This window comes from Oceanospirillum sanctuarii (assembly GCF_002150805.1).
GTDB classification, from domain to species: Bacteria; Pseudomonadota; Gammaproteobacteria; order Pseudomonadales; family Halomonadaceae; genus Oceanospirillum; species Oceanospirillum sanctuarii.
The window spans coordinates 43,197-66,118 of the sequence record NZ_MTBA01000012.1 but is presented as its reverse complement, the minus strand read 5'-3'; the positions used below and the strand labels follow the sequence as shown (position 1 = coordinate 66,118).

Below are 22,922 nucleotides of genomic sequence, written 5' to 3'. Positions count from 1 at the left end.
AAAAGCGATGGCGAATATCGAACAGAAAGGCGGTGAGCTGCAGGAACGTTTAGTTCAGGTTAACCGCGTCGCCAAGGTAGTTAAGGGTGGTCGTATTTTCGGCTTCACAGCTCTGACTGTCGTTGGTGATGGCAATGGCCGTGTAGGCTTTGGCCGTGGTAAAGCTCGCGAAGTGCCTGTTGCTATTCAAAAAGCAATGGAACAAGCACGCCGCAATATGGTTCAGGTTCAGCTGGACGGCAACACGCTGCAGTATCCTGTGAAAGCACGTCATGGTGCTTCCAAGGTTTACATGCAGCCAGCATCTGAAGGTACCGGTGTAATTGCTGGTGGCGCGATGCGTGCTGTTCTTGAACTTGCTGGTGTACAAAACGTTCTGGCTAAGTGCTATGGCTCTACTAACCCAGTGAACGTTGTTCGTGCGACTGTTAAAGGTCTGGCGAACATGAACGCTCCTGAAGATGTAGCAGCTAAGCGTGGCAAGACTGTTGCGGAAATCCTGGGGTAAGTATCATGGCAAAAATCAAGGTAACTCTTACCCGTAGCCCGATCGGCATCCTGCCTAAGCACAAACTGTGCGTTAAAGGTCTGGGTCTGCGTCGTATCGGTCACACAGTTGAGCTGGAAGATACACCATCCGTTCGCGGTATGATCAACAAGGTTAACTACCTTGTTAGTGTTGAGGGAGAGTAATCATGAATCTGAATACTCTGAGCCCGGCTCCGGGTTCCAAGCCAGCTAAAAAACGTGTTGGTCGTGGTATCGGTAGTGGTCTGGGTAAGACTGGTGGTCGCGGCCACAAAGGTCAAAAATCCCGTTCCGGCGGTTCTGTTAAGCCAGGTTTCGAAGGTGGTCAGATGCCACTGCAGCGTCGTCTGCCGAAATTTGGTTTCACTTCACGTCAGGCTGCATTCAAAGCTGAAGTTCGTCTGCACGAACTGGCTAAAGTTGATGCTGCTGTGATCGATATCGCTGCTCTGAAGCAAGCTGATATCATCAAGGATAACATCGAACGCGTTCGCGTTATCCTGTCTGGCGAGATTGACAAGGCAGTTACTGTAAGTGGCCTGGAAGTAACCAAAGGTGCACGTGCAGCAATTGAAGCCGCAGGCGGAAAGGTCGAAGAATAATGGCTAAATCAGGATCAGTACCAGCAGGAGCACAAAAAGGTTTGGCGGAACTTTGGTCCCGCTTACGGTTTGTGTTTATCGCCATCGTGGTTTACCGCATTGGCGCTCATATCCCTGTTCCTGGTATCAATCCTGAGAGACTGGCTGCTTTATTCCAGCAGAGCGAAGGTACCATTCTGAGCTTGTTTAACATGTTCTCAGGTGGTGCCCTCGAACGCATGTCGATCCTGGCACTAGGCATCATGCCTTATATTTCTGCCTCGATTATCATGCAGCTGCTGACGGTGGTTTCCCCGACTCTTGAACAACTCAAGAAGGAAGGGGAAGCCGGCCGTCGCAAAATCAATCAATACACCCGCTATGGCACAGTTGTGTTGGCAACGGTGCAATCGATTGGTATGGCAGTTGGTCTTGCTAGTCAGGGCGTCGCTTTTGCGGCGGATTTCAGCTTCTACTTTGTAGCAGTTGTTACCCTGGTTTCAGGTGCGATATTCCTGATGTGGCTTGGTGAGCAAGTTACCGAGCGTGGTATCGGAAATGGTATTTCCATTCTGATTTTCGCTGGTATCGTTGCAGGTCTACCAGGCGCCATCGGCCAGTCATTCGAACAGGCGCGTCAGGAGAACATCAATATCCTGGCTCTGTTAGCGATTGCCGTTCTGGCAGTACTGACTGTTGCATTTGTTGTATTCATGGAACGCGGCCAGCGTCGCATTACTGTGAACTACGCAAAACGTCAGCAAGGCCGTAAAGTCTTTGCTGCCCAATCCAGTCACCTGCCCCTGAAAGTGAACATGGCTGGTGTTATCCCGCCAATTTTTGCTTCCAGTATTTTGTTGTTCCCGGCCTCTATTGGTCAGTGGTTCGGACAAAATGAAAGTATGGCATGGTTGCAGGAAGCTTCTTTAGCTTTGGCACCAGGTCAACCGTTGTATATCTTGCTTTTTGCGCTCAGTGTTGTATTCTTCTGCTACTTTTATACAGCACTGGTATTCAACCCCAAAGATGTCGCTGACAACCTGAAGAAATCAGGTGCGTTCATTCCTGGCATCCGCCCCGGGGAGCACTCAGCTCGCTATATTGATGGTGTAATGTCTCGCCTGACATTGTTCGGAGCGTTGTACATTACTGCTGTGTCTTTAATGCCACAGTTCCTGGTAGTTGCCTGGAGTGTACCGTTCTACTTCGGTGGTACTTCCCTGCTGATTGTTGTAGTCGTGGTCATGGACTTTATGGCTCAGGTGCAGTCGCATCTGATGAGTCATCAGTATGAGTCCCTGATGAAAAAATCGAACTTGAAAGGTTACGGTAGCGGCGGCATGCTGCGCTAAGACCTTAAACTGGAGTTGGTGATGAAAGTTCGTGCATCCGTAAAAAAGATCTGCCGTAACTGCAAGATCATTCGTCGCCGCGGCGCAGTGCGTGTGATCTGCACTGAGCCTAAGCACAAACAACGTCAGGGTTAATCCTGACTTTGGGTTACGAAAGGCGATACTCCTTGATATTTCTGATATCAAGGAGTATTCTTTTGCGCCCTTCGTGGACAATAAACTGAAAGAGCGATTGCTCGTATATCGGAGATAGCTGAATGGCCCGTATTGCAGGTGTCAATATTCCCGACAATAAGCATGCGGTGATCTCGCTGACCTATATCTATGGTATTGGTGGAACCACTGCTAAAAGCATTCTTGCTGCAGTAGGTGTTGAGCCTACCACTAAGATTGCTGAACTGTCTGAAGACGTTCTGGACCAGGTTCGTAACGAGGTAGGCAAGTACACTGTTGAAGGTGACCTGCGCCGCGAAATTAGCATGAACATCAAGCGTCTGATGGACCTTGGTTGCTATCGTGGTCTGCGTCACCGTCGTAGCCTTCCCGTTCGCGGTCAGCGCACCAAGACTAACGCGCGTACTCGTAAAGGTCCGCGTAAACCGATTCGCAAGTAATTTTGTGAAGCTTTTTACAGGAAACATACATTATGGCTAACCCAGCACGTAACCGTAAAAAAGTTAAAAAGACAGTAGTGGACGGTGTTGCACACATCCACGCTTCTTTTAACAATACGATTGTTACGATTACTGATCGCCAGGGCAACACCCTATCTTGGGCAACTGCCGGCGGTTCGGGTTTTCGTGGTTCTCGTAAGAGTACCCCGTTCGCAGCTCAAGTAGCTAGTGAACGTGCTGCAGCTGCAGCAGCCGAATATGGTGTTAAAAACGTTGATGTTTTAGTTAAGGGTCCAGGACCAGGCCGTGAGTCTGCTGTTCGTGCGCTTAACGCTGCTGGCTTCAAAGTTGGCAACATTACTGACGTGACACCTATTCCGCACAACGGTTGTCGCCCACCCAAGAAACGTCGTGTGTAAGGAGGCGGATTAGATGGCACGTTATATTGGCCCTAAGTGCAAGCTTTCACGTCGTGAGGGCGTAGACTTATTCCTGAAGAGCGGTGTAACCGCTTTTGACAATAAGTGTAAATCAGAAACGGCTCCTGGCCAGCACGGTCAGCGTCGTGGACGTCTGTCTGAGTACGGTCTGCAGCTGCGTGAAAAGCAGAAAGTTCGTCGTATGTACGGCGTACTGGAAAAGCAGTTCCGCAACTACTACAAAGAAGCAGCTCGTCTGAAGGGCGCAACTGGTGAAAACCTGCTGCAGCTTCTGGAAAGTCGTTTGGACAACGTTATTTATCGTATGGGCTTTGGCTCCACTCGCGCTGAAGCACGTCAGCTTGTTAGCCACAAGGCTATTCAGGTAAATGGCCGCACGGTGAACATCGCTTCTTACCAAGTTAAAGCAGGTGATGTTGTTTCAGTTCGTGAGAAAGCAAAGAACCAGCTGCGTATCCAGAACGCGCTGCAACTGGCTTCTCAGCGTACTGACGTACAGTGGGTTGATGTTGATAGCAAGAAGATGGAAGGTACGTTCAAGTCTAAGCCTGAGCGTTCTGAACTGTCTGCAGATATCAACGAGTCCCTGATTGTTGAGCTGTACTCCAAGTAATCTCTGAGTATTCATCTGGCAGCTAAGTAAAGGTAGTTCTATGCAGCGTTCAGTGACAGAATTTCTCCGTCCACGCGAAATCAAGGTCGAAGAAGTAAGCGCTACTCGTGCGAAAGTAATTCTCGAACCATTTGAGCGTGGCTATGGTCACACTCTGGGTAATGCTCTTCGTCGCATTCTTTTGTCTTCTATGCCGGGTTGTGCCGTAGTAGAAGCTGAGATCGAAGGCGTTCTGCATGAGTACAGTGCGGTTGAAGGTGTTCAGGAAGACGTAATTGAAATCCTTCTGAACCTTAAAGATGTTGCAATTCTGTTGCACGGCCGCGATGAAGCTGTACTGACGCTGAATAAGAAAGGTCCTGGTGCAGTGACAGCTGGAGATATCCAGCTGGATCATGATGTTGAAATCGTTAATCCAGAGCACGTAATCGCTCACCTGAATGCAGATGCTGAAATCAAAATGCAGCTTCGTGTTCAACGTGGTCGTGGTTATGAGCCAGCTGATGCACGCCAATCCCCTGAAGACGAAAGCCGTTCTATCGGTCGTCTGCAGCTGGATGCGACCTTCAGCCCGGTACGTCGTGTTTCTTACGTTGTTGAAAGCGCTCGCGTTGAGCAACGTACTGACCTCGACAAACTGATTATCGATCTGGAAACAGATGGCACTTTAGATCCTGAAGAGGCAATCCGTCGTTCTGCGACTATCCTTCAGGAGCAGTTGGCTGCCTTTGTTGATCTAGAGACTGACAAAGAGCAAGAACCTGAAGAAGAAGAAGATCAAATCGATCCGATCCTTCTGCGTCCGGTTGATGATCTGGAACTTACTGTTCGCTCTGCAAACTGTCTGAAAGCCGAGAACATCTACTACATTGGTGACCTGATCCAGCGCACTGAAGTAGAACTGCTGAAGACCCCGAACCTTGGTAAGAAGTCTCTGACTGAAATCAAGGACGTTCTGGCGTCTCGTGGTTTGTCTCTGGGCATGCGGTTGGAAAACTGGCCGCCAGCAAGTTTGAAGGGTGACGATAAGGCTTCTGCCTGATTCAGTCATCACGGTTTGGTAAGGAACTGAAAAATGCGTCATCGTAAGAGTGGTCGTAAATTTAATCGTAATAGTTCACACCGTAAGGCTATGTTCAAGAACATGGTTGTTTCCCTGGTTGAACATGAACTGATTAAAACTACACTGCCTAAAGCTAAAGAACTGCGTGGCCACATTGAGCCACTGATCACTTTGGCTAAGAACGACTCTGTAGCAAACCGCCGTCTGGCATTTGCACGTACTCGTTCTGATGCAGCTGTAGGTAAGCTGTTTACTGATCTGGGTCCTCGTTACCAGAATCGTCCTGGCGGTTATGTTCGCATCCTGAAATGCGGCTTCCGTGCAGGCGACAACGCGCCAATGGCGTACGTTGAACTGGTAGATCGCCCAGTAGCAGCTGAAGAAGAGTAAGTTTTACTCTGCTTCACCAAAAACCGGCCTATATGGCCGGTTTTTTTATGCCTGAATTTTAGTCAGAAATTTCAGGCATAAAAAAGCCGCTCTTTGAGCGGCTTTGATTTCTCTATTTCTTCATAAGAAGTGGCGCCAGGAAGCGTCCGGTGTGTGAGTGTTTCACCTTGGCCAGTTGCTCTGGTGTGCCCTCGGCGATGATCTGACCACCGCCGCTGCCGCCTTCTGGTCCCAAATCAATCAGCCAGTCCGCTGTCTTAATCACATCAAGGTTGTGTTCGATGACTACCAGGGTATTGCCGTGGTCTCTCAGGCGCTGAAGTACCGTCAGTAGCTGCTGAATATCAGCAAAGTGTAAACCTGTAGTGGGTTCATCCAGAATGTAGATGGTTTTACCGGTATCCCGTTTGGATAGCTCTTTCGCGAGCTTGACCCGCTGAGCTTCACCGCCTGATAGCGTTGTGGCACTTTGCCCCAGTCGTATATAGGAAAGACCCACATCGATTAGCGTTTGAAGTTTGCGTGCAAGAGCAGGAACCGCGCTGAAAAACTCCAGCGCATCTTCCATGGTCATATCCAGCACTTCATGGATACTTTTGCCTTTATAGCGAACTTCTAATGTCTCTCGATTGTAACGCTTACCCTTACAAACATCGCAAGGTACATAGATATCAGGCAGGAAGTGCATCTCAACTTTGATAAGACCATCGCCCTGGCAGGCTTCGCAGCGACCACCTTTGACGTTAAAGCTGAATCTTCCCGGTTTGTATCCACGGGAGCGTGCTTCCTGTGTGCCTGCAAACAGTTCCCGGATTGGCGTAAACAAACCGGTATAGGTTGCTGGATTTGAACGTGGGGTTCTGCCGATTGGGCTTTGATCGATATCGATAACCTTATCAAACAGGTCCAGGCCTTCGATCTCATCGAATGGCGCAGGTGTTAGCGTTGTATTCCGGTTTAGCTCACGAGCGAGCAGTGGATACAGGGTGCCATTGATCAGTGTTGACTTCCCTGAGCCGGAAACACCAGTGATACAGGTGAATAGCCCTGCAGAAATCGTCAGGTCGACATCCTTCAGGTTATTTCCTTTCGCACCTTTAAGCTTTAACTGTTGCTCAGGGTGCGCTGGAATACGGAATTTAGGTACAGCAATCTCTTTCTCACCACTCAGGTACTGGCCGGTCACTGAGTTCTTATTCGCGATAACCTCATCCGGAGTTCCGGCTGCGACGACCTGGCCGCCATGAACACCTGCGCCCGGACCGATATCCAGCAGATAATCTGCTGAGCGAATAGCGTCCTCATCGTGTTCCACGACGATTACCGTATTGCCCAGATCTCTTAAGTGAGTCAGGGTCTGGATAAGGCGCTCGTTGTCCCGTTGATGTAGTCCAATGGAGGGTTCATCAAGGATGTACATCACACCTACAAGACCAGCTCCGATCTGGCTTGCAAGCCGGATTCGCTGCGCCTCACCGCCTGACAGGGTTTCTGCGCTACGCTCCAGAGTCAGGTAATCCAGACCTACATTGACAAGGAACTGTAGTCGCTGACGAATCTCGGCCAGAATTTTGTCGGCGATCTCACCTTTACGCCCTTCAAGCTGCAGTGTCTCGTAGTAGCTGAAAGCGTCGCCAATTGGCATCTGCACAACATCCTGAATATGCTTGTCGGCAACGCTCACAAAGCGTGCTTCCTCGCGTAGGCGTGCGCCATCACAGCTTGGGCAGGGCTGAATGCTCAGATATTTAGCCAGTTCTTCCCGAACCATCTGAGACTCTGTTTCCCGGTAGCGACGCTCCATATTAGGAATAACGCCTTCAAAGGGATGCGAGCGGGTAACCTTATCGCCGCGATCGTTGATATAGACGAACTCGACCTTGGTGCTGCCGGTGCCCTGTAAAACCAGTTTCTGGTGTTCTGCAGGCAGATCTTTCCAAGGGGTTTCCAGCTTAAAGCCAAATTGCTTTGCTACAGAGGAGAGCATAGAGAAGTAATACACGCTGCCTCTGTCCCAGCCCCGAATTGCGCCTTCCGCAAGACTGAGTTCATTGTTGGTGATCAGCTTCTCCTGATTGAAGAACTGGTGCGTCCCCAGTCCATCACAAGTCGGACAAGCCCCTGCCGGATTGTTGAAAGAAAAAAGACGTGGTTCCAGATCCTGAATGGCATAACCACATTCCGGGCAGGCAAATTTTGACGAGAAACTGATGTCCGGCTGTTCTCCATCCATAAAGTGGATGATGGCAAGGCCATCGGCAAGCTGCAGAGCGGTTTCGAAAGACTCTGCCAGACGCTGTTGTTGATCCGGGCGAACCTTAATACGATCAACCACAACTTCCAGTGTGTGCTTCTTGTTCTTATCCAGTACAGGAACATCATCCAGTTCGTAGACAGTGCCATCAATACGGATACGGACAAAACCTTGACTACGCAGCTCGCCTAGCAGATTCAGGTGTTCACCTTTACGAGCTCTGACAACCGGAGCCAGCAGCATCAGCTTGCTGCCCTCGGGTAATGCCAGAACATGATCCACCATCTGACTGACTTCCTGTGCTTCTAACGGCAGAGCGTGCGTCGGACAGTGTGGCGTGCCTGCGCGTGCAAACAGAAGGCGCAGGTAATCATAAATCTCGGTGATCGTTCCCACGGTGGAGCGCGGGTTATGGGAGGTGGATTTCTGTTCAATGGAGATAGCGGGAGACAGACCTTCGATATGGTCAACATCCGGTTTTTCCATCATGGACAGGAACTGGCGGGCGTAAGTTGAAAGTGACTCAACATAACGTCGCTGGCCTTCTGCATAGAGGGTATCAAAAGCAAGAGAGGACTTGCCTGATCCGGACAGGCCGGTGATCACCACCAGTTTGTCCCGTGGGATCTCAATGTTGACGTCTTTCAGGTTGTGAGTACGAGCACCGCGAACCAGTATCTTATCCATGGACCTTCCGCTGAATCTGAGAAAAGGTGGCATTGATGAAATGGAAGAGCACCAATGTTTCAGGGCTAAGCATTATAGAGAGACACTGGATGTTAGAACAGGGGTTCGGCAGCCTGCCTCTGAATTTATCGAGGTGGTAATACTCCCCTGATCAGGAGTAAAATGTCCGGCTATTCGAAAACAGCACTAATGGAAGTGCTGTGAATTTTCTCGATTTCTATGGGGTAAACAAGCCGGATGAGTATTGAGTCGATGACAACCGGTGAACGCCGTGCGGTTACCGGACTGGCGGGCTTATATGTGCTGCGAATGCTGGGACTTTTTATGGTTCTGCCGGTACTGTCGATCTACAGTTCTGACCTTGAAGGGGCGACCCCTGCACTGATCGGTATGGCGATTGGTGGTTATGGCCTGACGCAGGCTCTGCTACAAATTCCGTTTGGTTTCCTGTCCGATAAAATTGGCCGCAAAACAGTGATCGTTTTTGGTCTCTTGCTCTTTATCGCCGGTAGTGTTGTTGCCGCGATGTCTGAGACCATCTATGGCGTAATTATTGGTCGCTGCCTGCAGGGCAGTGGCGCCATTGCCAGTAGTCTTATGGCGCTGCTATCCGATCTGACCCGTGAGCAGATGCGCATGCGCGCGATGGCTGTGGTTGGTATGAGTATCGGTATTTCGTTCTCTGTTGCGCTGGTTCTGGGACCACTGATTTCTCAGCCTTTTGGTCTTGAAGGTCTGTTCTGGTTTACTGCCTTCCTTGCCAGCATGGGACTTGGTGTAATCTGGAAATGGGTGCCAACCCCTCAGCGTTATGATCAGCACCGTGATACCGGTGTACAGAAAGGTCAGCTTAAGAAGATCATCCGTCACCCTGAGCTGTTGCGACTGGATTTTGGTATCTTCATTCTGCATCTGGTGATGACGGCAACCTTTGTTGTGGTGCCGCTGCGCATGGTAGAGCTGGGTCTTGCCACTGCCAGCCACTGGATGGTTTATCTGCCGATTATGATTCTCTCTTTCCTTGCGATGGTGCCTTTCATCATCGTTGCGGAGAAAAAACGCAAGATGAAGCCGATTTTCATCTTTGCGATCACCCTTGTCGCGGCTTCTCAGTTGCTGATGGGTGGCCTTACGGCGGAAAGCCGTAATGCGCTTTTTGTTCTGTTATTCCTCTACTTTATGGCTTTCAACCTGCTTGAAGCGAGTCTGCCATCGCTGGTGAGTAAGATCTCTCCGGCTGGACAGAAAGGGGCTGCTATGGGGGTTTATTCCAGTAGCCAGTTTCTTGGAGCTTTCGTTGGTGGTGCAGCCGGTGGCTGGCTCTACGGAGAGTGGGGAATTGATGCGGTGCTGATGGCCTGTGGTTTGCTGGCGCTACTTTGGGCTGCGGTAGTTTTGCCGATGGCTCCACCTAAGCATTTGACCGGTAAAGCGGTCTCTTTGCCAGAGCATTGGATACAGGATAAAGAAGGTTTTGTAGAACGCCTTTTGGCACTGCCGGGCGTTGAAGAGGTTGTTGTCATCGCTGATGAAAAAGCAGCCTATATGAAAATTGATAAAGCACACTTTGATGATCAGGCGCTGGCAGCAGCCATCGCCTGATAAAATTGAAGACAGATTTCTGGAGTAAATTATGTCCCGTGGTATTAACAAGGTCATTCTGGTTGGTAATGTCGGCCAGGACCCTGAAGTACGTTACCTGCCAAATGGCGGTGCTGTAGCCAATGTAACGCTGGCAACCAGTGAGAGCTGGATGGATAAAAACAGCGGCCAGCGTCAGGAAAAGACTGAATGGCACCGTGTTGTGTTCTTCGGCAAGCTGGCTGATGTGGTCAGTCAGTATGTGAAGAAGGGTTCCAAGCTGTACGTGGAAGGTAAACTGCAGACGCGTAAGTGGCAGGACCAGAACGGTAATGACAAATACACCACTGAGATCGTGATCGATGGCTTCAGCGGTCAGATGCAGATGCTGGACGGTCGTGGCGGTGACAACAGCGGTGGTTACAACGGTGGCGCTAACATGGGCGGTGCTCAGGGCGGTATGGGTGGCAACCAAGGTGGTTATGGCAACAATCCTGCGGCACAACCTATGGCTCAGCCACAGCAGAATAATTTCCAGCAGCAGGCACCTCAGCAAGCGGCTAACCCATATCAGCAACCGGATTACAGCCAGGCCGCTCCTCAACAAGCGCCTCAGCAGCCTCAGGGCGGTAACTTCGGTTCTCCGGCCAGTGCACCGGCACAAGGCTTTGATGACTTCGATGACGATATCCCGTTCTAAGCCTAACGACGATAACGTTACATCTGAATAATCAGCGGCCTATGGATCTCTCCAGAAGCCGCAAGCACAGGTTCGTGGGAGCGGGGGATACATGCATATCTTTTTGACGGAGCAAGCATCTGGTCTGGCCAAGGGCTTTCTCAGTTATGCTCAGGGGATTCGGGGACTGCGTTGCAGTGTCTTCGAAGGTGATGCTAATGATGCTGTTGAACTCCAGCGTCAGCTGACTGAAGCAGCACCCGATTTTGTCGTTAATACTCTGCAGTTTGATGACCTGACTCTTGTTGAGCAATCCCCGGATCGAGCCTGGCAGCTGAATGCAATTCTGCCGGATCATCTGGCGCATATTTGTCTGGATCTGGGCGCCGCTCTGATTCAGGTTTCTTCTGATGAAGTGATTGGCGAAGTGCGTAACGGTATCTTCCATGAGAAAGATACCGTTCATCCCCTGAATACCTTTGGTGAGACCAAATGGCAGGGAGAAGAAGCGGTTCGTCAACTTCTGAAGCGCCATATCATCCTTCGCCTTGGTACCCTGTTTGAGGCGAGTACAGAAAGCGCTGATGACTGGGTTCACCGAATCCTGTCAGAAGCGGATAAACCGCAGGATATGCAGGAAGCTGCTGATATTACCTTGTCTCCTACCGCTATCTCCGATGCCAGTCGCGTCATTGTTGCCATGATCCAGCAACTTGATGCTGGCGCTGAGTGCTGGGGAACTTATCACTACGCTGGTGTGGAGCCGATCAGTCGTGCTCATTTTGCAGAGCAGGTGATTGAGCTGGCGCAGGAGCGTGGTTTATTGACCGGTGCTGAAATGGTGCGTGGTGTGTCTGCCACAGCTATGGGGCTGGCAGGCAAACAGGCGCTGCATCGCGAGATGAGCTGCCAGAAAATTATGGATCACTACGGAATTAAACAGCGTAGCTGGCGTCCGGCACTGGTTGAGGCGATAGAACAGATCGCTGACCAGAAAGATGCCGACCAGCAGGCTGCGGATGAGAAAGAGGAACCTTCAGTATGATTACGGCCCTTAGAGCCATCGTTTTCTATGTGGGCTATATGTTCGCACTGATTTTCACCAGCTGTATCACCGCCCCTCTGAGCTTCTTTTTACCTTTTACCATCAGAGCCTGGCTGATTACCCGTTTTAACTGGTTTGTTCTGGTTTGGTTGCGCATTACCTGCGGTATACGTACTGAGGTGGAAGGGCTGGAAAACCTGCCCAAGAATCAGCAAATGGTGATCCTGAGTAATCACCAGTCTGAATGGGAAACCATCTACCTGCAGTTAGTTGCTCAACCGATGAGTACCGTGCTCAAGCGTGAACTACTGAAGATTCCTTTCTTTGGCTGGGGATTGAAAGCTTTGAACCCTATCGCCGTTGATCGTGGCAAGCCAGCAGCAGCAATGAAGCAGGTTCTGAAGCAGGGTAAAGCCCGGCTGGAAGAGGGCATGTCGGTTCTGGTTTTCCCGGAAGGCACCCGAACTGAGCCCGGAACCCGTGGCAACCATAAAAAGGGTGGTGCTATGTTGGCGACCAACTCTGGTGTTCCTGTTTTGCCGGTGGCGCATAACGGTGGTGAGCACTGGACTTCAAGCCCGCTGCAGAAAAAATCCGGCACGATTAAGGTCGTGTTTGGCCCGCTAATTCAGACCGAAGGCCGTCATGTGAATGAGGTTCACGCAGAGGTTACAGCATGGCTAGAAAGTCAGGTTGACCGACTCTCAGAGCTGCCGGCACCGGAAAAAAAAGCGGAAGATGTTCAGGCTTCAGCTTCCCAAACATCTTCTGAAGAAATCAAATCGCAGGAAGAAAGTTCAAACGAAAGCAAAGCATCTTAAGGATACGCTGCTGTCATCGGGGTTGATGCCAAAGGTGCAAGACTTGGGGCGTCAATCCTGCCTTCCGCAAAGAGCTCACCAGACTGAACGGTGTAGTTCGATACCCGTGTGGTTCTCTCACCTTTTACTTTAAAGCTGATCATCTCAACTGTGCCCGGTTTCAGATCTTTGTGCCAGTGCAGCTGCTGATTACGGCTGTTCAGCATCACCAGACCCGCAAAGCGTTCTTTAAGCTTGAGGTGCCAGCTGGTTAAGGTTGCTGCGCCCTGGTCGACCCGTACACGATAGTAAAATTCGGTCTGATCAGTGGCCTGATGATAGTGCACGCCTACCAGACGGATATCCCAGCCATTGTCCTGAGCGGTTTCCGGAAGGGGAGTCAGGTCTGCAGCCATCAGCTGACCACTGAATACCAAAAGGCAGATGCTCAATAATTTTTTCATAGCGGGTACCTCTTTCACTGCGGGACTGCTGACCCTGTGGGGGAGGCCATCAGCCTTTTCAGCAATCTTATACGTAGCTTGTTACATATCGGATACGTTTCTTAACAGGTATTGTAGATGAAATAATAGCGATGAAAAGTAATTGAGCAAATTAAATATATTTTTGAGAGATTGTTCCGTTATTGCTTTTGGTAGGCATAAAAAAACCGGGCAGACAGAAAATTGTTCTGTATACCCGGTCAAAGTTGTCAGAAAACAACAAGAAAATAGTAAGAGAAAGAGGTTTCTCTACGCCTGATTACAGGCCCAGATTCTTACAGATCGCGCGGTTAGGCTCAGTCTGATTCATGGTGTAGAAGTGCAGGCTAGGTGCGCCACCAGCGATCAGCTGTTCGCACAGACGAGTAATCACTTCTTCACCAAACTGACGGATGCTGGCGCTGTCATCGCCATAAGCTTCCAGCTGCTTACGCACCCAGCGTGGAATCTCGGCACCACAGGCGTCGCTGAAACGAGCCAGGTTGCTGTAATTGGTGATTGGCATAATGCCCGGAATAATCGGAATCTCGATACCCAGCTTCTGGCAGCGCTCTACATAATAGAAATAGCTGTCGGCATTAAAGAAGTACTGAGTGATGGCACTGTTCGCACCGGCATCCACCTTCTTTTTAAAGTTCAGCAGGTCCGCTTCAAAGCTTGCCGCCTGGGGGTGGGTCTCAGGATACGCTGCAACTTCCAGGTGGAAGTGGTCACCGGTTTCCTTACGGATAAACTCAACCAGCTCATTGGCATAGCGCAGCTCGCCCGGAGAACCCATACCGGAAGGTAGGTCGCCACGCAGGGCAACAATACGGTCGATGCCTTTCTCGATGTAGAAGTTCAGTAGATCACGCAGGCTGTCGGTGCTGCTGCCAACACAGGACAGGTGCGGTGCGGTATTGATACCGGCTTCGCGCATCTCCTGCACGGTATTGATGGTGCGTTCCTGAGTGGAACCACCGGCACCATACGTTACGGAGAAGAAGTTAGGATTCATAGCCGCCAGCTCGTCCCGAACAACACGCAGCTTTTCCTGGCCTTGTGGGGTTTTAGGGGGGAAGAACTCAAAACTGATATCGATTGGCTGGCTCATGGCTATATTCCAAAAAAGTTTGTTTGCTTAATTTCTTATTACTTTTTACAGAGTTTGCTGCGGGCACGCCAGTGAAAGTTTTTTTTGTCTTTATGAGTAAAACTCATAGAAATGAAAAACTGTTAAAAACTAATTACTTAAGCAATGTCTTAATCGAAGAGCCGCAGAGAGTTTCTTCCGGTCTTCGGGCATAAAAAAGCCCCGTTTTATCCACAGGGATAAAACGGGGCTTGGGTACTTTATGCTGGCTATGCAATCCGGCTATGCAGAGCGCGGCCGGATTGTCTGAGGCAGAATATTAGTACTTGTAGCTTTCCGGCTTGAACGGGCCTTCAACCGGTACGCCGATGTAGTCAGCCTGTTCTTTAGACAACTGAGTGATCACACCAGAGAAGCCTTCAACCATGTAGCGTGCTACTTCTTCATCCAGCTGCTTAGGCAGAACTTCAACGGTTATGTTCGCCGCTTTCTCTTCTGCTGGCAGGTTAGCGAAGCCAGCCTGATACAGGTGGATCTGAGCCAGTACCTGGTTAGCAAAAGAGCCATCCATGATACGGGATGGGTGACCGGTAGCGTTACCCAGGTTCACCAGGCGGCCTTCAGACAGCAGAATCAGGTAGTCGCTGCTATCCAGGTTCACATCAGTGCCCGGCTTAGCGTCGCGGAATACTTTGTGTACCTGCGGCTTAACTTCTTCCCATGCCCAGTTCTGACGCATGTACGCAGTATCGATCTCGTTGTCGAAGTGACCGATGTTACATACCACAGCACCTTTTTTCAGGGCTTTCAGCATGTTGGCATTACATACGTTGTAGTTACCGGTAGTGGTAACAATCAGGTCGGTTTTCTGCAGCAGAGGTGCGTTGATAGACGCATCAGTACCGTCGAACTGGCCGTTGATAAACGGAGAAACCACTTCGAAACCGTCCATGCAGGCCTGCATTGCACAGATAGGATCCACTTCGGTGACCGATACGATCATGCCTTCCTGACGCAGAGATGCAGCAGAACCTTTACCTACGTCACCGTAGCCGATAACCAGTGCTTTCTTACCGGACAGCAGGTGGTCGGTACCACGCTTGATCGCGTCGTTCAGAGAATGACGGCAGCCATACTTGTTGTCGTTTTTCGACTTGGTTACTGCATCGTTTACGTTGATCGCAGGAACCTTCAGAGTGCCTTTGTTCATCATTTCGATCAGACGGTGAACACCAGTGGTGGTTTCTTCAGAAACACCGTGGATGCTGTCCAGCATTGCCGGGTATTTTTCGTGGATCAGAGCGGTCAGGTCACCACCATCATCCAGCAGGATGTTTGCATCCCAAGGGCTGCCATCTTTATTGATGGTTTGTTCCAGACACCAAACGTACTCGTCTTCGGTCTCACCTTTCCAGGCAAATACAGGAATCTCACCGGCAGCGATAGCCGCAGCAGCGTGATCCTGTGTGGAGAAGATGTTGCACGAAGACCAGCGAACTTCAGCACCCAGCGCGACCAGTGTTTCGATCAGAACCGCAGTCTGAATGGTCATGTGAATACAGCCGATGATTTTAGCGCCCGCCAGAGGTTGCTCTGCACGGTACTTTTCACGGATCGCCATCAGCGCAGGCATTTCAGATTCTGCGATGCGGATCTCGTTACGGCCATAGTCAGCAAGAGTGATATCAGCGACTTTGTAGTCATTGAAGCTCATAGGTTTCTCCATTCGGGTGAATGGGCGCCCTTGCAAGTTTAAGTTGGCACGAGACTGAGCGTAGCGGAGAAGGCTCCGTTGCAGCGCCCCTCAGTCTTGTGTGTGTGTCGCAGCCGGAACTGCCGGTTGCGACCATCTGCCGGCATCTGTTCAGAAAACAGTCAGCCAACAGACCAAAATTCAGATGCAGCAAAGCAGGAGCAAGCTCCTGCTTTGACGGCCCAATCCGATTGGACGGTTGGGCGAAGGCTTGTACGAAAGGATCTTTCGTTCAGAGCCTTAGGTCTTTTCCGCTGCCAGAGGTTTTACCCTTTGGCTTCAGTAAGATCTTACAGGCCGGCAGCGGCACGCAGATCGTCAGCTTTGTCAGTCTTCTCCCAAGGGAAGGCTGTAAAGGTGTCATCACCCACAGTCATCTCAAATGGGTTACGACCGAAGTGGCCATAGGCCGCAGTCAGACGATACATAGGGTGCAGCAGATCCAGCATACGGGTGATTGCGAAAGGACGCAGATCAAAGTGCTCACGAACCAGCTTAATAATGGTGTCGTCAGATACTTTGCCCGTGCCGAAGGTGTTGATGGATACCGAAGTCGGCTCCGCAACACCAATCGCGTAGGACACCTGGATCTCACAACGGTCAGCCAGACCCGCAGCAACGATATTCTTCGCTACATAACGGCCAGCGTAAGCTGCAGAACGGTCAACCTTGGATGGATCTTTACCGGAGAAAGCACCACCACCGTGACGTGCCATACCACCGTAAGTGTCTACGATGATCTTACGACCAGTCAGGCCGCAGTCGCCCACAGGGCCACCGATTACGAAGTTACCGGTTGGGTTGATGTGGAACTGAGTGTCTTTGGTCAGCAGCTCAGCAGGGATCTCCTGCTTGATGATCAGCTCCATAACCGCTTCACGCAGGTCTTTCTGAGAGACTTCCGGATTGTGCTGAGTCGACAGAACAATCGCATCGATCGCAGACACTTTACCGTTTTCATAACGGCAGGTTACCTGAGATTTTGCATCCGGACGCAGCCAAGGCAGCTGGCCGTTTTTACGGGCTTCAGCCTGACGCTCTACCAGACGGTGAGCAAAGGTCACAGGAGCCGGCATCAGAACGTCAGTTTCGTTAGACGCATAGCCGAACATCAGACCCTGGTCGCCAGCACCCTGATCTTCAGGTTTCTGACGATCCACACCCTGTGCAATATCCACAGACTGCTTACCAATCAGGTTGATGATGCCGCAAGTGCTGCCATCAAAGCCTACATCAGAAGAGGTATAGCCAATGTCGTTAATAACGCCACGAACCAGATCTTCCAGGTCGATCCAAGCGGATGTAGAAATTTCACCAGAAACAATGGCAACACCAGTTTTCACCATGGTTTCACAGGCAACACGGGCGTATTTATCTTCCGCCAGAATTGCATCTAACACGGCATCAGAAATCTGGTCAGCGATTTTATCCGGATGGCCTTCAGATACAGATTCAGACGTAAATAAAGAGTATTCGCTCATGATTCTCTTATTACCCTCAAAGGAGTTGAAAATAAGGAATTAGCCAAGGCAGTTTTGTTTGAATATTGATTCAAGGGAAAAACGGCCCGACCTCCTGTAACAGCTAACGACGTTTAGCTGTTGGTTGATTCAGCATGCCCCAGCTTTTGGCCGGTTCTGCCGACAGTAGCGTTTGACCTAGGAAGCTCACTTAAGCCCGCTCAGAACATCGCAAAGACAGACAAAAATGTTGGATGGAACCACTCCGTTGGACGCGCTTAAAGTTAATCGGTAATTGTAGCAACTGTATTCACCTTATACACAGTGAAATTTATTAAAATTCACCTGTGCGGGATTCATTTATACCACCTGAACACGACTTAAGATCATTCACGGGGATCTGATTATTCATTACTTGAAGGATCCTGCAGATAAATAAGTCCTTGGGGTTTGAAGCCTGAGGCCAGATCAGCGACAATACGCGCCTATTTTCCGGTGGTTTGCTTCGATTGTGTGGCTATCTGGGTAAGTCTCTTTTTCTGATGCTGTTTAGTTAACTGAACAAGGTCAAAGACTTAGCCTGATACCTGTACGAAAGGGGCGGATCATGAAACATATTTTGTGGCCTTTGCCACGCACCCTGGAGTCTGGAAAGCATGCCTTCCCGTTCTGATTTAGCTAATGCCATCCGTGCCCTGAGCATGGACGCCGTTCAGAAAGCCAAGTCCGGTCACCCCGGCGCCCCAATGGGGATGGCTGATATTGCTGAAGTACTATGGAACGACTTCCTGCAACACAACCCAAGCAACCCGAACTGGTATAACCGCGACCGTTTTGTACTGTCTAACGGCCACGGCTCTATGCTGCTGTACTCTCTGCTGCACCTGAGCGGTTACGATCTGTCCATCGACGATCTGAAAAACTTCCGTCAGCTGCACGCCAAAACCGCAGGTCACCCTGAGTACGGTTACGCGCCGGGGGTTGAAACCACTACTGGTCCTCTGGGTCAGGGTATTGCTAACGCGGTAGGTATGGCAGTGGCTGAAAAAGCGCTGGCTGGCCAGTTCAACCGTGACGGTCATGAGGTAGTGGATCACTACACTTACACCTTCCTGGGTGATGGCTGCATGATGGAAGGTATCTCCCACGAGGTATGTTCTCTGGCTGGTACTCTGGGTCTGGGCAAGCTGATCGCCTTCTACGACGACAACGGCATCTCTATTGATGGTGAAGTTGAAGGCTGGTTCACCGACAACACTGAACAGCGTTTTGAAGCTTACGGCTGGCACGTGATCAAGGTTGACGGTCACAACGCGGATGAGATCAAAGCGGCTACCGAAGCGGCTAAAGCCGAGTCTGGCAAGCCAAGCCTGATCATCTGTAAAACCATCATCGGTTTTGGTTCACCAAACAAAGAAGGCAAAGAAGATTGCCACGGCGCACCTCTGGGCGATGATGAAATCGCACTGACCCGTGAGCGCCTGAACTGGCCGCACCCTGCATTTGAGATCCCTGCAGATATCGCAGCGGGCTGGAATGCACAGGACAAAGGTGCAGCAGCTGAAAGCGCGTGGAACGAAAAGTTCGCGGCTTACGAAGCTGCTTACCCTGAACTGGCGGCTGAGCTGAAGCGTCGTATGTCTGGCGACCTGCCAGCTGACTTCGCTGATAAAGCTGATGCTTACATCAAAGCCTGTCAGGAAAAAGGCGAGACTGTTGCCACCCGTAAAGCGTCTCTGAACAGCCTGAACGCCTTCGGCCCTGAGCTGCCTGAACTGCTGGGCGGTTCTGCGGATCTGGCACCTTCTAACCTGACCTTCTGGAATGGTGCAAAAGCGATCACTGCTGACGATGCTTCCGGTAACTACATGCACTACGGTGTACGTGAGTTCGGTATGGCAGCCATCATGAATGGTGTTGCTCTGCACGGTGGTTTCGTTCCTTACGGCGCAACCTTCCTGATCTTTATGGAATACGCCCGTAACGCCGTACGTATGGCGGCGCTGATGAAGCAGCGCGCTATCTACGTATTCACTCACGACTCTATCGGTCTGGGTGAAGATGGCCCGACGCACCAGCCGGTTGAGCAGGTTCCAAGTCTGCGTGGCACGCCAAACATGAGCGTATGGCGTCCATGTGATGCAGTTGAAACCGCTGTAGCATGGAAATCTGCTCTTGAGCGTAACGATGGCCCGACTTCCCTGATTCTGTCCCGTCAGAACCTGGATCACCAGCCACGTAACGACGAGCAGCTGGCGAACATTGCCCGTGGCGCATACGTGCTGAAAGATTGCGAAGGCACTGCCGATGCGATCCTGATCGCAACTGGTTCTGAAGTTGCGCTGGCGCTGTCTGCTGCTGAAGAGCTGACCGCTAAAGGCAAGAAGATCCGCGTTGTTTCTATGCCATCTACTGATCGTTTCGACGCTCAGGACGCTGCATACCGCGAATCTGTACTGCCAGCTGACGTGATCACCCGTGTTGCTATCGAAGCGGCTCACAAAGACTTCTGGTACAAGTACGTGGGTCTGGAAGGCGCGATCATCGGTATGGAAAGCTTCGGTGAATCTGCACCGGCTGACCAGCTGTTTGAAGAGTTCGGCTTCACTACCGACAATATCGTGGGTACCGTTGAAGAACTGCTGGAAGAGCTGGACGACTAATCGTTTAACGATCAGTTACCCGCTTTTTAGCGAAAAAGGCAGCCTTCGGGCTGCCTTTTTTCGTATCGGAATTTGTATATAGGGCTATCTGAAAATGGCCGAACTGAAGTTTGGCGAATAACCTCTGTCTAAGTTTGCGCTGCAGCGCTATATGCGGGAAAATACGGCACCTTTTTTCAGCGGTTCGCGGTTATTTTTAAGATATTCCGGCAAGTCGCTGAGATTTTTCATACTGAATTCAAGCAGGTGGAGCTTTGTCTAAGTTCAGATTGGCCATTAACGGTTACGGGCGTATCGGGCAGTGTGTGCTGCGCGCCTGTTATGAGCGTCAGGATTGCGCCGATGTTGAGGTGGTGGCGCTGAATGAGTTGTCTGATCTTGAGACCATTACCTACCTGACCCGTTATGACTCTACCCACGGTCGTTTCCCTGTGCCTGTCAGCTCTGATGAGCAGGGGCTGCTGATCAATAATCAGCCGATTCGGGTGTTAAGTCAGGCGGAACCTGAGCAGCTGCCCTGGGGCGAACTGGATGTGGATCTGCTTTTGGAATGCTCCGGTTCTTTTAAAGACAGAGCCAGTGCCCAGCGTCATATCGACAGTGGTGCCAAGAAGCTGCTGTTCTCTCAGCCTGCAGAAGCCGACGTGGATGCCACCATTGTTTACGGTCTGAATGAGGATGAGCTGAACCAGCAACAAACCATCGTTTCCAGCGCATCCTGTACCACCAACTGTGTGATTCCGATCCTGAAACTGATCGATGATGCCTTTGGTATCGCTCATGGCGTGACTACCACGATTCACTCCGCGATGAACGATCAGCCAGTGATCGATGCTTATCATCAGACTGACCTGCGTCTGACCCGAGCGGCGATGAGCTCCATCGTCCCGGTGGATACCGGCTTGCCGAAAGGTATTGATCGTCTGTTGCCGCATCTGTCCGGCAAGTTTGAATCCCTGCACTTGCGGGTGCCAACCATGAACGTCTCGGCGATGGATCTGACCTTGTGTGTACAGACCGATACCAGCGCTGAAGATGTAAACCGGGTACTGGCTGAGGCGGCGCAGAAACAGCTGTTTGGTCTATTGGGCTATACCGAAGAACCCCATGCCTCGGTAGACTTCAACCACGATCCGCGCTCCGGCATTGTGGACGGAACCCAGACACGGGTTTCCGGCAAGCGCATGGTAAAAATTCTATGCTGGTTTGATAACGAGTGGGGCTACGCCAACCGTATGTTGGATACTGCCCTGAGCTGGCTGAAGAGCCGCTAGCGAGCATAAGAGCAGCCAGGTCTCTTTATAGTCAGATCTGGAAAGATTCCCGGATGATTCCGGAAACCCGCGGGCAGGCTGAAATGCTGCCGGTGGCGGTAAAGACTCACGATTTCTGAAATGACACCCTATTTTTGAAACGACACTCTCTTTTTGAAGTGACACTAACGGCAGGACAAACTCATGACCGTATTAAAAATGACCGATCTGAAACTGACCGGAAAACGCGTACTGATCCGTGAAGATCTGAACGTGCCGGTTAAAGATGGCAAGGTAGCTTCCGATGCGCGTATCCGTGCGTCTCTGCCAACCATCGAGCGTGCTCTGAACGCTGGCGCTAAGGTGCTGGTAATGTCTCACCTGGGGCGTCCGACCGAAGGCGAGTACGCAGAAGAGTTCTCTCTGGCACCGGTAGCGAACTACCTGTCTGAGAAACTGGGTCGTGAAGTGCGTCTGGAAAAAGATTACCTGAACGGTGTTGAAGTTGCCGAGGGTGAGCTGGTTATTCTGGAAAACGTACGTTTCAACAAAGGCGAGAAGAAAGACGAGGACGATTTGTCCCGCGCATACGCGTCTCTGTGTGACATCTTCGTGATGGACGCCTTTGGTACGGCTCACCGTGCACAGGCATCGACTCACGGTGTAGCTCGTTTCGCGCCTGTTGCTTGTGCTGGCCCTCTGCTGGCTGCTGAGTTGGATGCGCTGGAAAAAGCACTGGCAAACCCGGCATCGCCAATGGCGGCTATCGTGGGTGGTTCTAAAGTATCCACTAAGCTGGAAGTACTGAATGCTCTGTCCGGCAAGTGCGATCAGCTGATCGTGGGTGGCGGTATCGCCAACACCTTTATCGCAGCGGCAGGCCACAATGTTGGTAAGTCTCTGTACGAAGCGGATCTGATTCCTGTGGCCAAAGGCCTGATGGAAAAAGCGTCTATCCCGGTTCCGGTTGATGTGGTTGTGGCGAAAGAGTTCAGCGAGTCTGCAGAAGCTGTCGTTAAGAAAGTGAACGAAGTGGCTGATGACGAGATGATTCTGGATATCGGTCCTGAAACTGCTGCAATGCTGGCGGCTCAGCTGAAAGACGCTAAAACCATCCTGTGGAACGGTCCTGTTGGCGTATTTGAAATCGACCAGTTCGGTGAAGGTACTAAGGCTCTGTCTCTGGCGATTGCTGAGAGCGAAGGCTTCTCGATTGCTGGCGGCGGCGACACTCTGGCGGCAATCGACAAGTACGATATCGAAGACAAGGTGTCTTATATCTCTACCGGTGGTGGTGCTTTCCTGGAGTACGTGGAAGGTAAAACCCTGCCAGCGGTTGCGGCACTGGAACTGGCTGCCAAGCTGCAGGCCGGTGATGTGGATACCTGCTGTGGCAATGGCTGCTGCGATTAATCCGCAACGCTGAATAAATAACACGAAAGCCGGTGGCTGAATTTTGGCTGTCCTGAGAGAATTCAGGGTAGACAGACCGAGCCTTACCGGCTTTTTCGCGATACACTAGCGCCCATTACAGCGCCGGAAGGTTTCAGACTCGGATCTGCCTGATTTCAGGCCGATGTTTGCAACCTGT

General features: G+C 51.0%; 22 protein-coding genes and 1 riboswitch. Of the genes, 17 read left to right on the top strand and 5 right to left on the bottom strand.

Translation table 11 applies throughout. The features are described 5' to 3' along the window. The first annotated feature begins 7 nt into the window (after nt 1–7). From rpsE to rplQ, 10 genes are all read left to right on the top strand, one after another. On the top strand, nt 8–508 hold the full coding sequence (rpsE, locus tag BV405_RS15770; RefSeq protein ID WP_086481854.1) for a 30S ribosomal protein S5: 501 nt from the start codon (nt 8–10) through the stop codon (nt 506–508). Between the two features lie 2 nt (nt 509–510). Further along, a complete protein-coding gene (gene rpmD, locus BV405_RS15765; RefSeq protein WP_086481853.1) occupies nt 511–693 on the top strand; it encodes a 50S ribosomal protein L30 in 183 nt (60 codons plus the stop codon). Between the two features lie 2 nt (nt 694–695). After that, complete coding sequence (gene rplO, locus BV405_RS15760; RefSeq protein ID WP_028304219.1) at nt 696–1,130, top strand: 50S ribosomal protein L15; 435 nt, start codon at nt 696–698, stop codon at nt 1,128–1,130. Further along, nucleotides 1,130–2,461: a preprotein translocase subunit SecY gene (secY, locus tag BV405_RS15755; protein WP_078320646.1), complete on the top strand. Its 1,332-nt coding sequence runs from the start codon at nt 1,130–1,132 to the stop codon at nt 2,459–2,461. The genes rplO and secY overlap by 1 nt, the downstream gene beginning before the upstream one ends. Nucleotides 2,462–2,482: 21 nt before the next feature. After that, nucleotides 2,483–2,596 carry a 50S ribosomal protein L36 gene (gene rpmJ, locus BV405_RS15750; protein ID WP_028304221.1) on the top strand — a complete coding sequence of 38 codons (114 nt, stop codon included), beginning with the start codon at nt 2,483–2,485 and terminating at the stop codon, nt 2,594–2,596. 122 nt (nt 2,597–2,718) lie between these two features. Further along, entirely contained in the window at nt 2,719–3,075 is a 357-nt protein-coding gene (rpsM, locus tag BV405_RS15745; protein WP_078320647.1) for a 30S ribosomal protein S13, read from the top strand. A gap of 32 nt (nt 3,076–3,107) precedes the next feature. After that, nucleotides 3,108–3,494 (top strand): 30S ribosomal protein S11, encoded by a 387-nt coding sequence (gene rpsK / locus BV405_RS15740; protein ID WP_086481852.1) that lies wholly within the window; start codon nt 3,108–3,110, stop codon nt 3,492–3,494. A gap of 13 nt (nt 3,495–3,507) precedes the next feature. Further along, nucleotides 3,508–4,128 carry a 30S ribosomal protein S4 gene (gene rpsD, locus BV405_RS15735; RefSeq protein WP_086481851.1) on the top strand — a complete coding sequence of 207 codons (621 nt, stop codon included), beginning with the start codon at nt 3,508–3,510 and terminating at the stop codon, nt 4,126–4,128. 40 nt (nt 4,129–4,168) lie between these two features. Beyond that, nucleotides 4,169–5,170, top strand: coding sequence for a DNA-directed RNA polymerase subunit alpha (locus BV405_RS15730; RefSeq protein ID WP_086481850.1), 1,002 nt, complete (start codon nt 4,169–4,171; stop codon nt 5,168–5,170). A 33-nt stretch (nt 5,171–5,203) separates the two neighbouring features. After that, nucleotides 5,204–5,581, top strand: coding sequence for a 50S ribosomal protein L17 (rplQ, locus tag BV405_RS15725; protein ID WP_078320650.1), 378 nt, complete (start codon nt 5,204–5,206; stop codon nt 5,579–5,581). Nucleotides 5,582–5,693: 112 nt separating this feature from the next. On the opposite strand, the gene uvrA is transcribed toward rplQ, so the two are convergent. After that, a complete protein-coding gene (uvrA, locus tag BV405_RS15720; protein WP_086481849.1) occupies nt 5,694–8,522 on the bottom strand; it encodes an excinuclease ABC subunit UvrA in 2,829 nt (942 codons plus the stop codon). Between the two features lie 237 nt (nt 8,523–8,759). Here uvrA and BV405_RS15715 point away from each other — a divergent pair, with 237 nt between their 5' ends. The 4 genes from BV405_RS15715 (at nt 8,760) to BV405_RS15700 (ending at nt 12,648) form a co-directional block, all read left to right on the top strand. Next, complete coding sequence (locus tag BV405_RS15715; protein ID WP_217895683.1) at nt 8,760–10,124, top strand: MFS transporter; 1,365 nt, start codon at nt 8,760–8,762, stop codon at nt 10,122–10,124. Between the two features lie 31 nt (nt 10,125–10,155). Further along, nucleotides 10,156–10,803: a single-stranded DNA-binding protein gene (ssb, locus tag BV405_RS15710; protein WP_086481847.1), complete on the top strand. Its 648-nt coding sequence runs from the start codon at nt 10,156–10,158 to the stop codon at nt 10,801–10,803. Nucleotides 10,804–10,894: 91 nt separating this feature from the next. Continuing rightward, nucleotides 10,895–11,827: an SDR family oxidoreductase gene (locus BV405_RS15705; RefSeq protein WP_086481846.1), complete on the top strand. Its 933-nt coding sequence runs from the start codon at nt 10,895–10,897 to the stop codon at nt 11,825–11,827. After that, on the top strand, nt 11,824–12,648 hold the full coding sequence (locus BV405_RS15700) for a lysophospholipid acyltransferase family protein (protein ID WP_245832357.1): 825 nt from the start codon (nt 11,824–11,826) through the stop codon (nt 12,646–12,648). The genes BV405_RS15705 and BV405_RS15700 overlap by 4 nt, the downstream gene beginning before the upstream one ends. Here the strand turns inward: BV405_RS15700 and BV405_RS15695 are convergent. The 4 genes from BV405_RS15695 to metK form a co-directional block, all read right to left on the bottom strand. Beyond that, nucleotides 12,645–13,091 (bottom strand): hypothetical protein, encoded by a 447-nt coding sequence (locus tag BV405_RS15695; RefSeq protein ID WP_086481845.1) that lies wholly within the window; start codon nt 13,089–13,091, stop codon nt 12,645–12,647. The genes BV405_RS15700 and BV405_RS15695 overlap by 4 nt on opposite strands. A gap of 298 nt (nt 13,092–13,389) precedes the next feature. Continuing rightward, nucleotides 13,390–14,223: a methylenetetrahydrofolate reductase [NAD(P)H] gene (gene metF, locus BV405_RS15690; protein ID WP_086481844.1), complete on the bottom strand. Its 834-nt coding sequence runs from the start codon at nt 14,221–14,223 to the stop codon at nt 13,390–13,392. Nucleotides 14,224–14,521: 298 nt separating this feature from the next. After that, nucleotides 14,522–15,916: an adenosylhomocysteinase gene (gene ahcY, locus BV405_RS15685; RefSeq protein WP_217895682.1), complete on the bottom strand. Its 1,395-nt coding sequence runs from the start codon at nt 15,914–15,916 to the stop codon at nt 14,522–14,524. A gap of 15 nt (nt 15,917–15,931) precedes the next feature. After that, nucleotides 15,932–16,014: riboswitch (S-adenosyl-L-homocysteine riboswitch) on the bottom strand. Between the two features lie 231 nt (nt 16,015–16,245). Continuing rightward, nucleotides 16,246–17,436, bottom strand: coding sequence for a methionine adenosyltransferase (gene metK, locus BV405_RS15680; RefSeq protein ID WP_086481842.1), 1,191 nt, complete (start codon nt 17,434–17,436; stop codon nt 16,246–16,248). Nucleotides 17,437–18,071: 635 nt separating this feature from the next. Between metK and tkt the strand changes: the two genes are divergently transcribed. The 3 genes from tkt to BV405_RS15665 all read left to right on the top strand — a co-directional run bounded on the left by tkt (nt 18,072) and on the right by BV405_RS15665 (nt 22,744). Further along, nucleotides 18,072–20,078 (top strand): transketolase, encoded by a 2,007-nt coding sequence (gene tkt, locus BV405_RS15675; RefSeq protein ID WP_086481841.1) that lies wholly within the window; start codon nt 18,072–18,074, stop codon nt 20,076–20,078. Between the two features lie 254 nt (nt 20,079–20,332). Next, on the top strand, nt 20,333–21,352 hold the full coding sequence (locus BV405_RS15670) for a type I glyceraldehyde-3-phosphate dehydrogenase (protein WP_245832356.1): 1,020 nt from the start codon (nt 20,333–20,335) through the stop codon (nt 21,350–21,352). Between the two features lie 183 nt (nt 21,353–21,535). After that, the gene (locus tag BV405_RS15665) at nt 21,536–22,744 is read left to right on the top strand and encodes a phosphoglycerate kinase (protein ID WP_086481839.1); all 1,209 of its coding nucleotides are present in this window, start codon (nt 21,536–21,538) and stop codon (nt 22,742–22,744) included. Nucleotides 22,745–22,922: the final 178 nt, after the last annotated feature.

What these genes read in the sequence shown, in the direction of transcription:
- rpsE (WP_086481854.1), top strand. Translation starts at nt 8, where the DNA reads ATGGCGAATATCGAACAGAAAGGCGGTGAGCTGCAGGAACGTTTAGTT.
- rplO (WP_028304219.1), top strand. Translation starts at nt 696, where the DNA reads ATGAATCTGAATACTCTGAGCCCGGCTCCGGGTTCCAAGCCAGCTAAA.
- secY (WP_078320646.1), top strand. Translation starts at nt 1,130, where the DNA reads ATGGCTAAATCAGGATCAGTACCAGCAGGAGCACAAAAAGGTTTGGCG.
- rpmJ (WP_028304221.1), top strand. Translation starts at nt 2,483, where the DNA reads ATGAAAGTTCGTGCATCCGTAAAAAAGATCTGCCGTAACTGCAAGATC.
- rpsM (WP_078320647.1), top strand. Translation starts at nt 2,719, where the DNA reads ATGGCCCGTATTGCAGGTGTCAATATTCCCGACAATAAGCATGCGGTG.
- rpsK (WP_086481852.1), top strand. Translation starts at nt 3,108, where the DNA reads ATGGCTAACCCAGCACGTAACCGTAAAAAAGTTAAAAAGACAGTAGTG.
- rpsD (WP_086481851.1), top strand. Translation starts at nt 3,508, where the DNA reads ATGGCACGTTATATTGGCCCTAAGTGCAAGCTTTCACGTCGTGAGGGC.
- BV405_RS15730 (WP_086481850.1), top strand. Translation starts at nt 4,169, where the DNA reads ATGCAGCGTTCAGTGACAGAATTTCTCCGTCCACGCGAAATCAAGGTC.
- rplQ (WP_078320650.1), top strand. Translation starts at nt 5,204, where the DNA reads ATGCGTCATCGTAAGAGTGGTCGTAAATTTAATCGTAATAGTTCACAC.
- uvrA (WP_086481849.1), bottom strand. Translation starts at nt 8,522, where the DNA reads ATGGATAAGATACTGGTTCGCGGTGCTCGTACTCACAACCTGAAAGAC.
- BV405_RS15715 (WP_217895683.1), top strand. Translation starts at nt 8,760, where the DNA reads ATGAGTATTGAGTCGATGACAACCGGTGAACGCCGTGCGGTTACCGGA.
- ssb (WP_086481847.1), top strand. Translation starts at nt 10,156, where the DNA reads ATGTCCCGTGGTATTAACAAGGTCATTCTGGTTGGTAATGTCGGCCAG.
- BV405_RS15705 (WP_086481846.1), top strand. Translation starts at nt 10,895, where the DNA reads ATGCATATCTTTTTGACGGAGCAAGCATCTGGTCTGGCCAAGGGCTTT.
- BV405_RS15700 (WP_245832357.1), top strand. Translation starts at nt 11,824, where the DNA reads ATGATTACGGCCCTTAGAGCCATCGTTTTCTATGTGGGCTATATGTTC.
- BV405_RS15695 (WP_086481845.1), bottom strand. Translation starts at nt 13,091, where the DNA reads ATGAAAAAATTATTGAGCATCTGCCTTTTGGTATTCAGTGGTCAGCTG.
- metF (WP_086481844.1), bottom strand. Translation starts at nt 14,223, where the DNA reads ATGAGCCAGCCAATCGATATCAGTTTTGAGTTCTTCCCCCCTAAAACC.
- ahcY (WP_217895682.1), bottom strand. Translation starts at nt 15,916, where the DNA reads ATGAGCTTCAATGACTACAAAGTCGCTGATATCACTCTTGCTGACTAT.
- metK (WP_086481842.1), bottom strand. Translation starts at nt 17,436, where the DNA reads ATGAGCGAATACTCTTTATTTACGTCTGAATCTGTATCTGAAGGCCAT.
- tkt (WP_086481841.1), top strand. Translation starts at nt 18,072, where the DNA reads ATGCCTTCCCGTTCTGATTTAGCTAATGCCATCCGTGCCCTGAGCATG.
- BV405_RS15665 (WP_086481839.1), top strand. Translation starts at nt 21,536, where the DNA reads ATGACCGTATTAAAAATGACCGATCTGAAACTGACCGGAAAACGCGTA.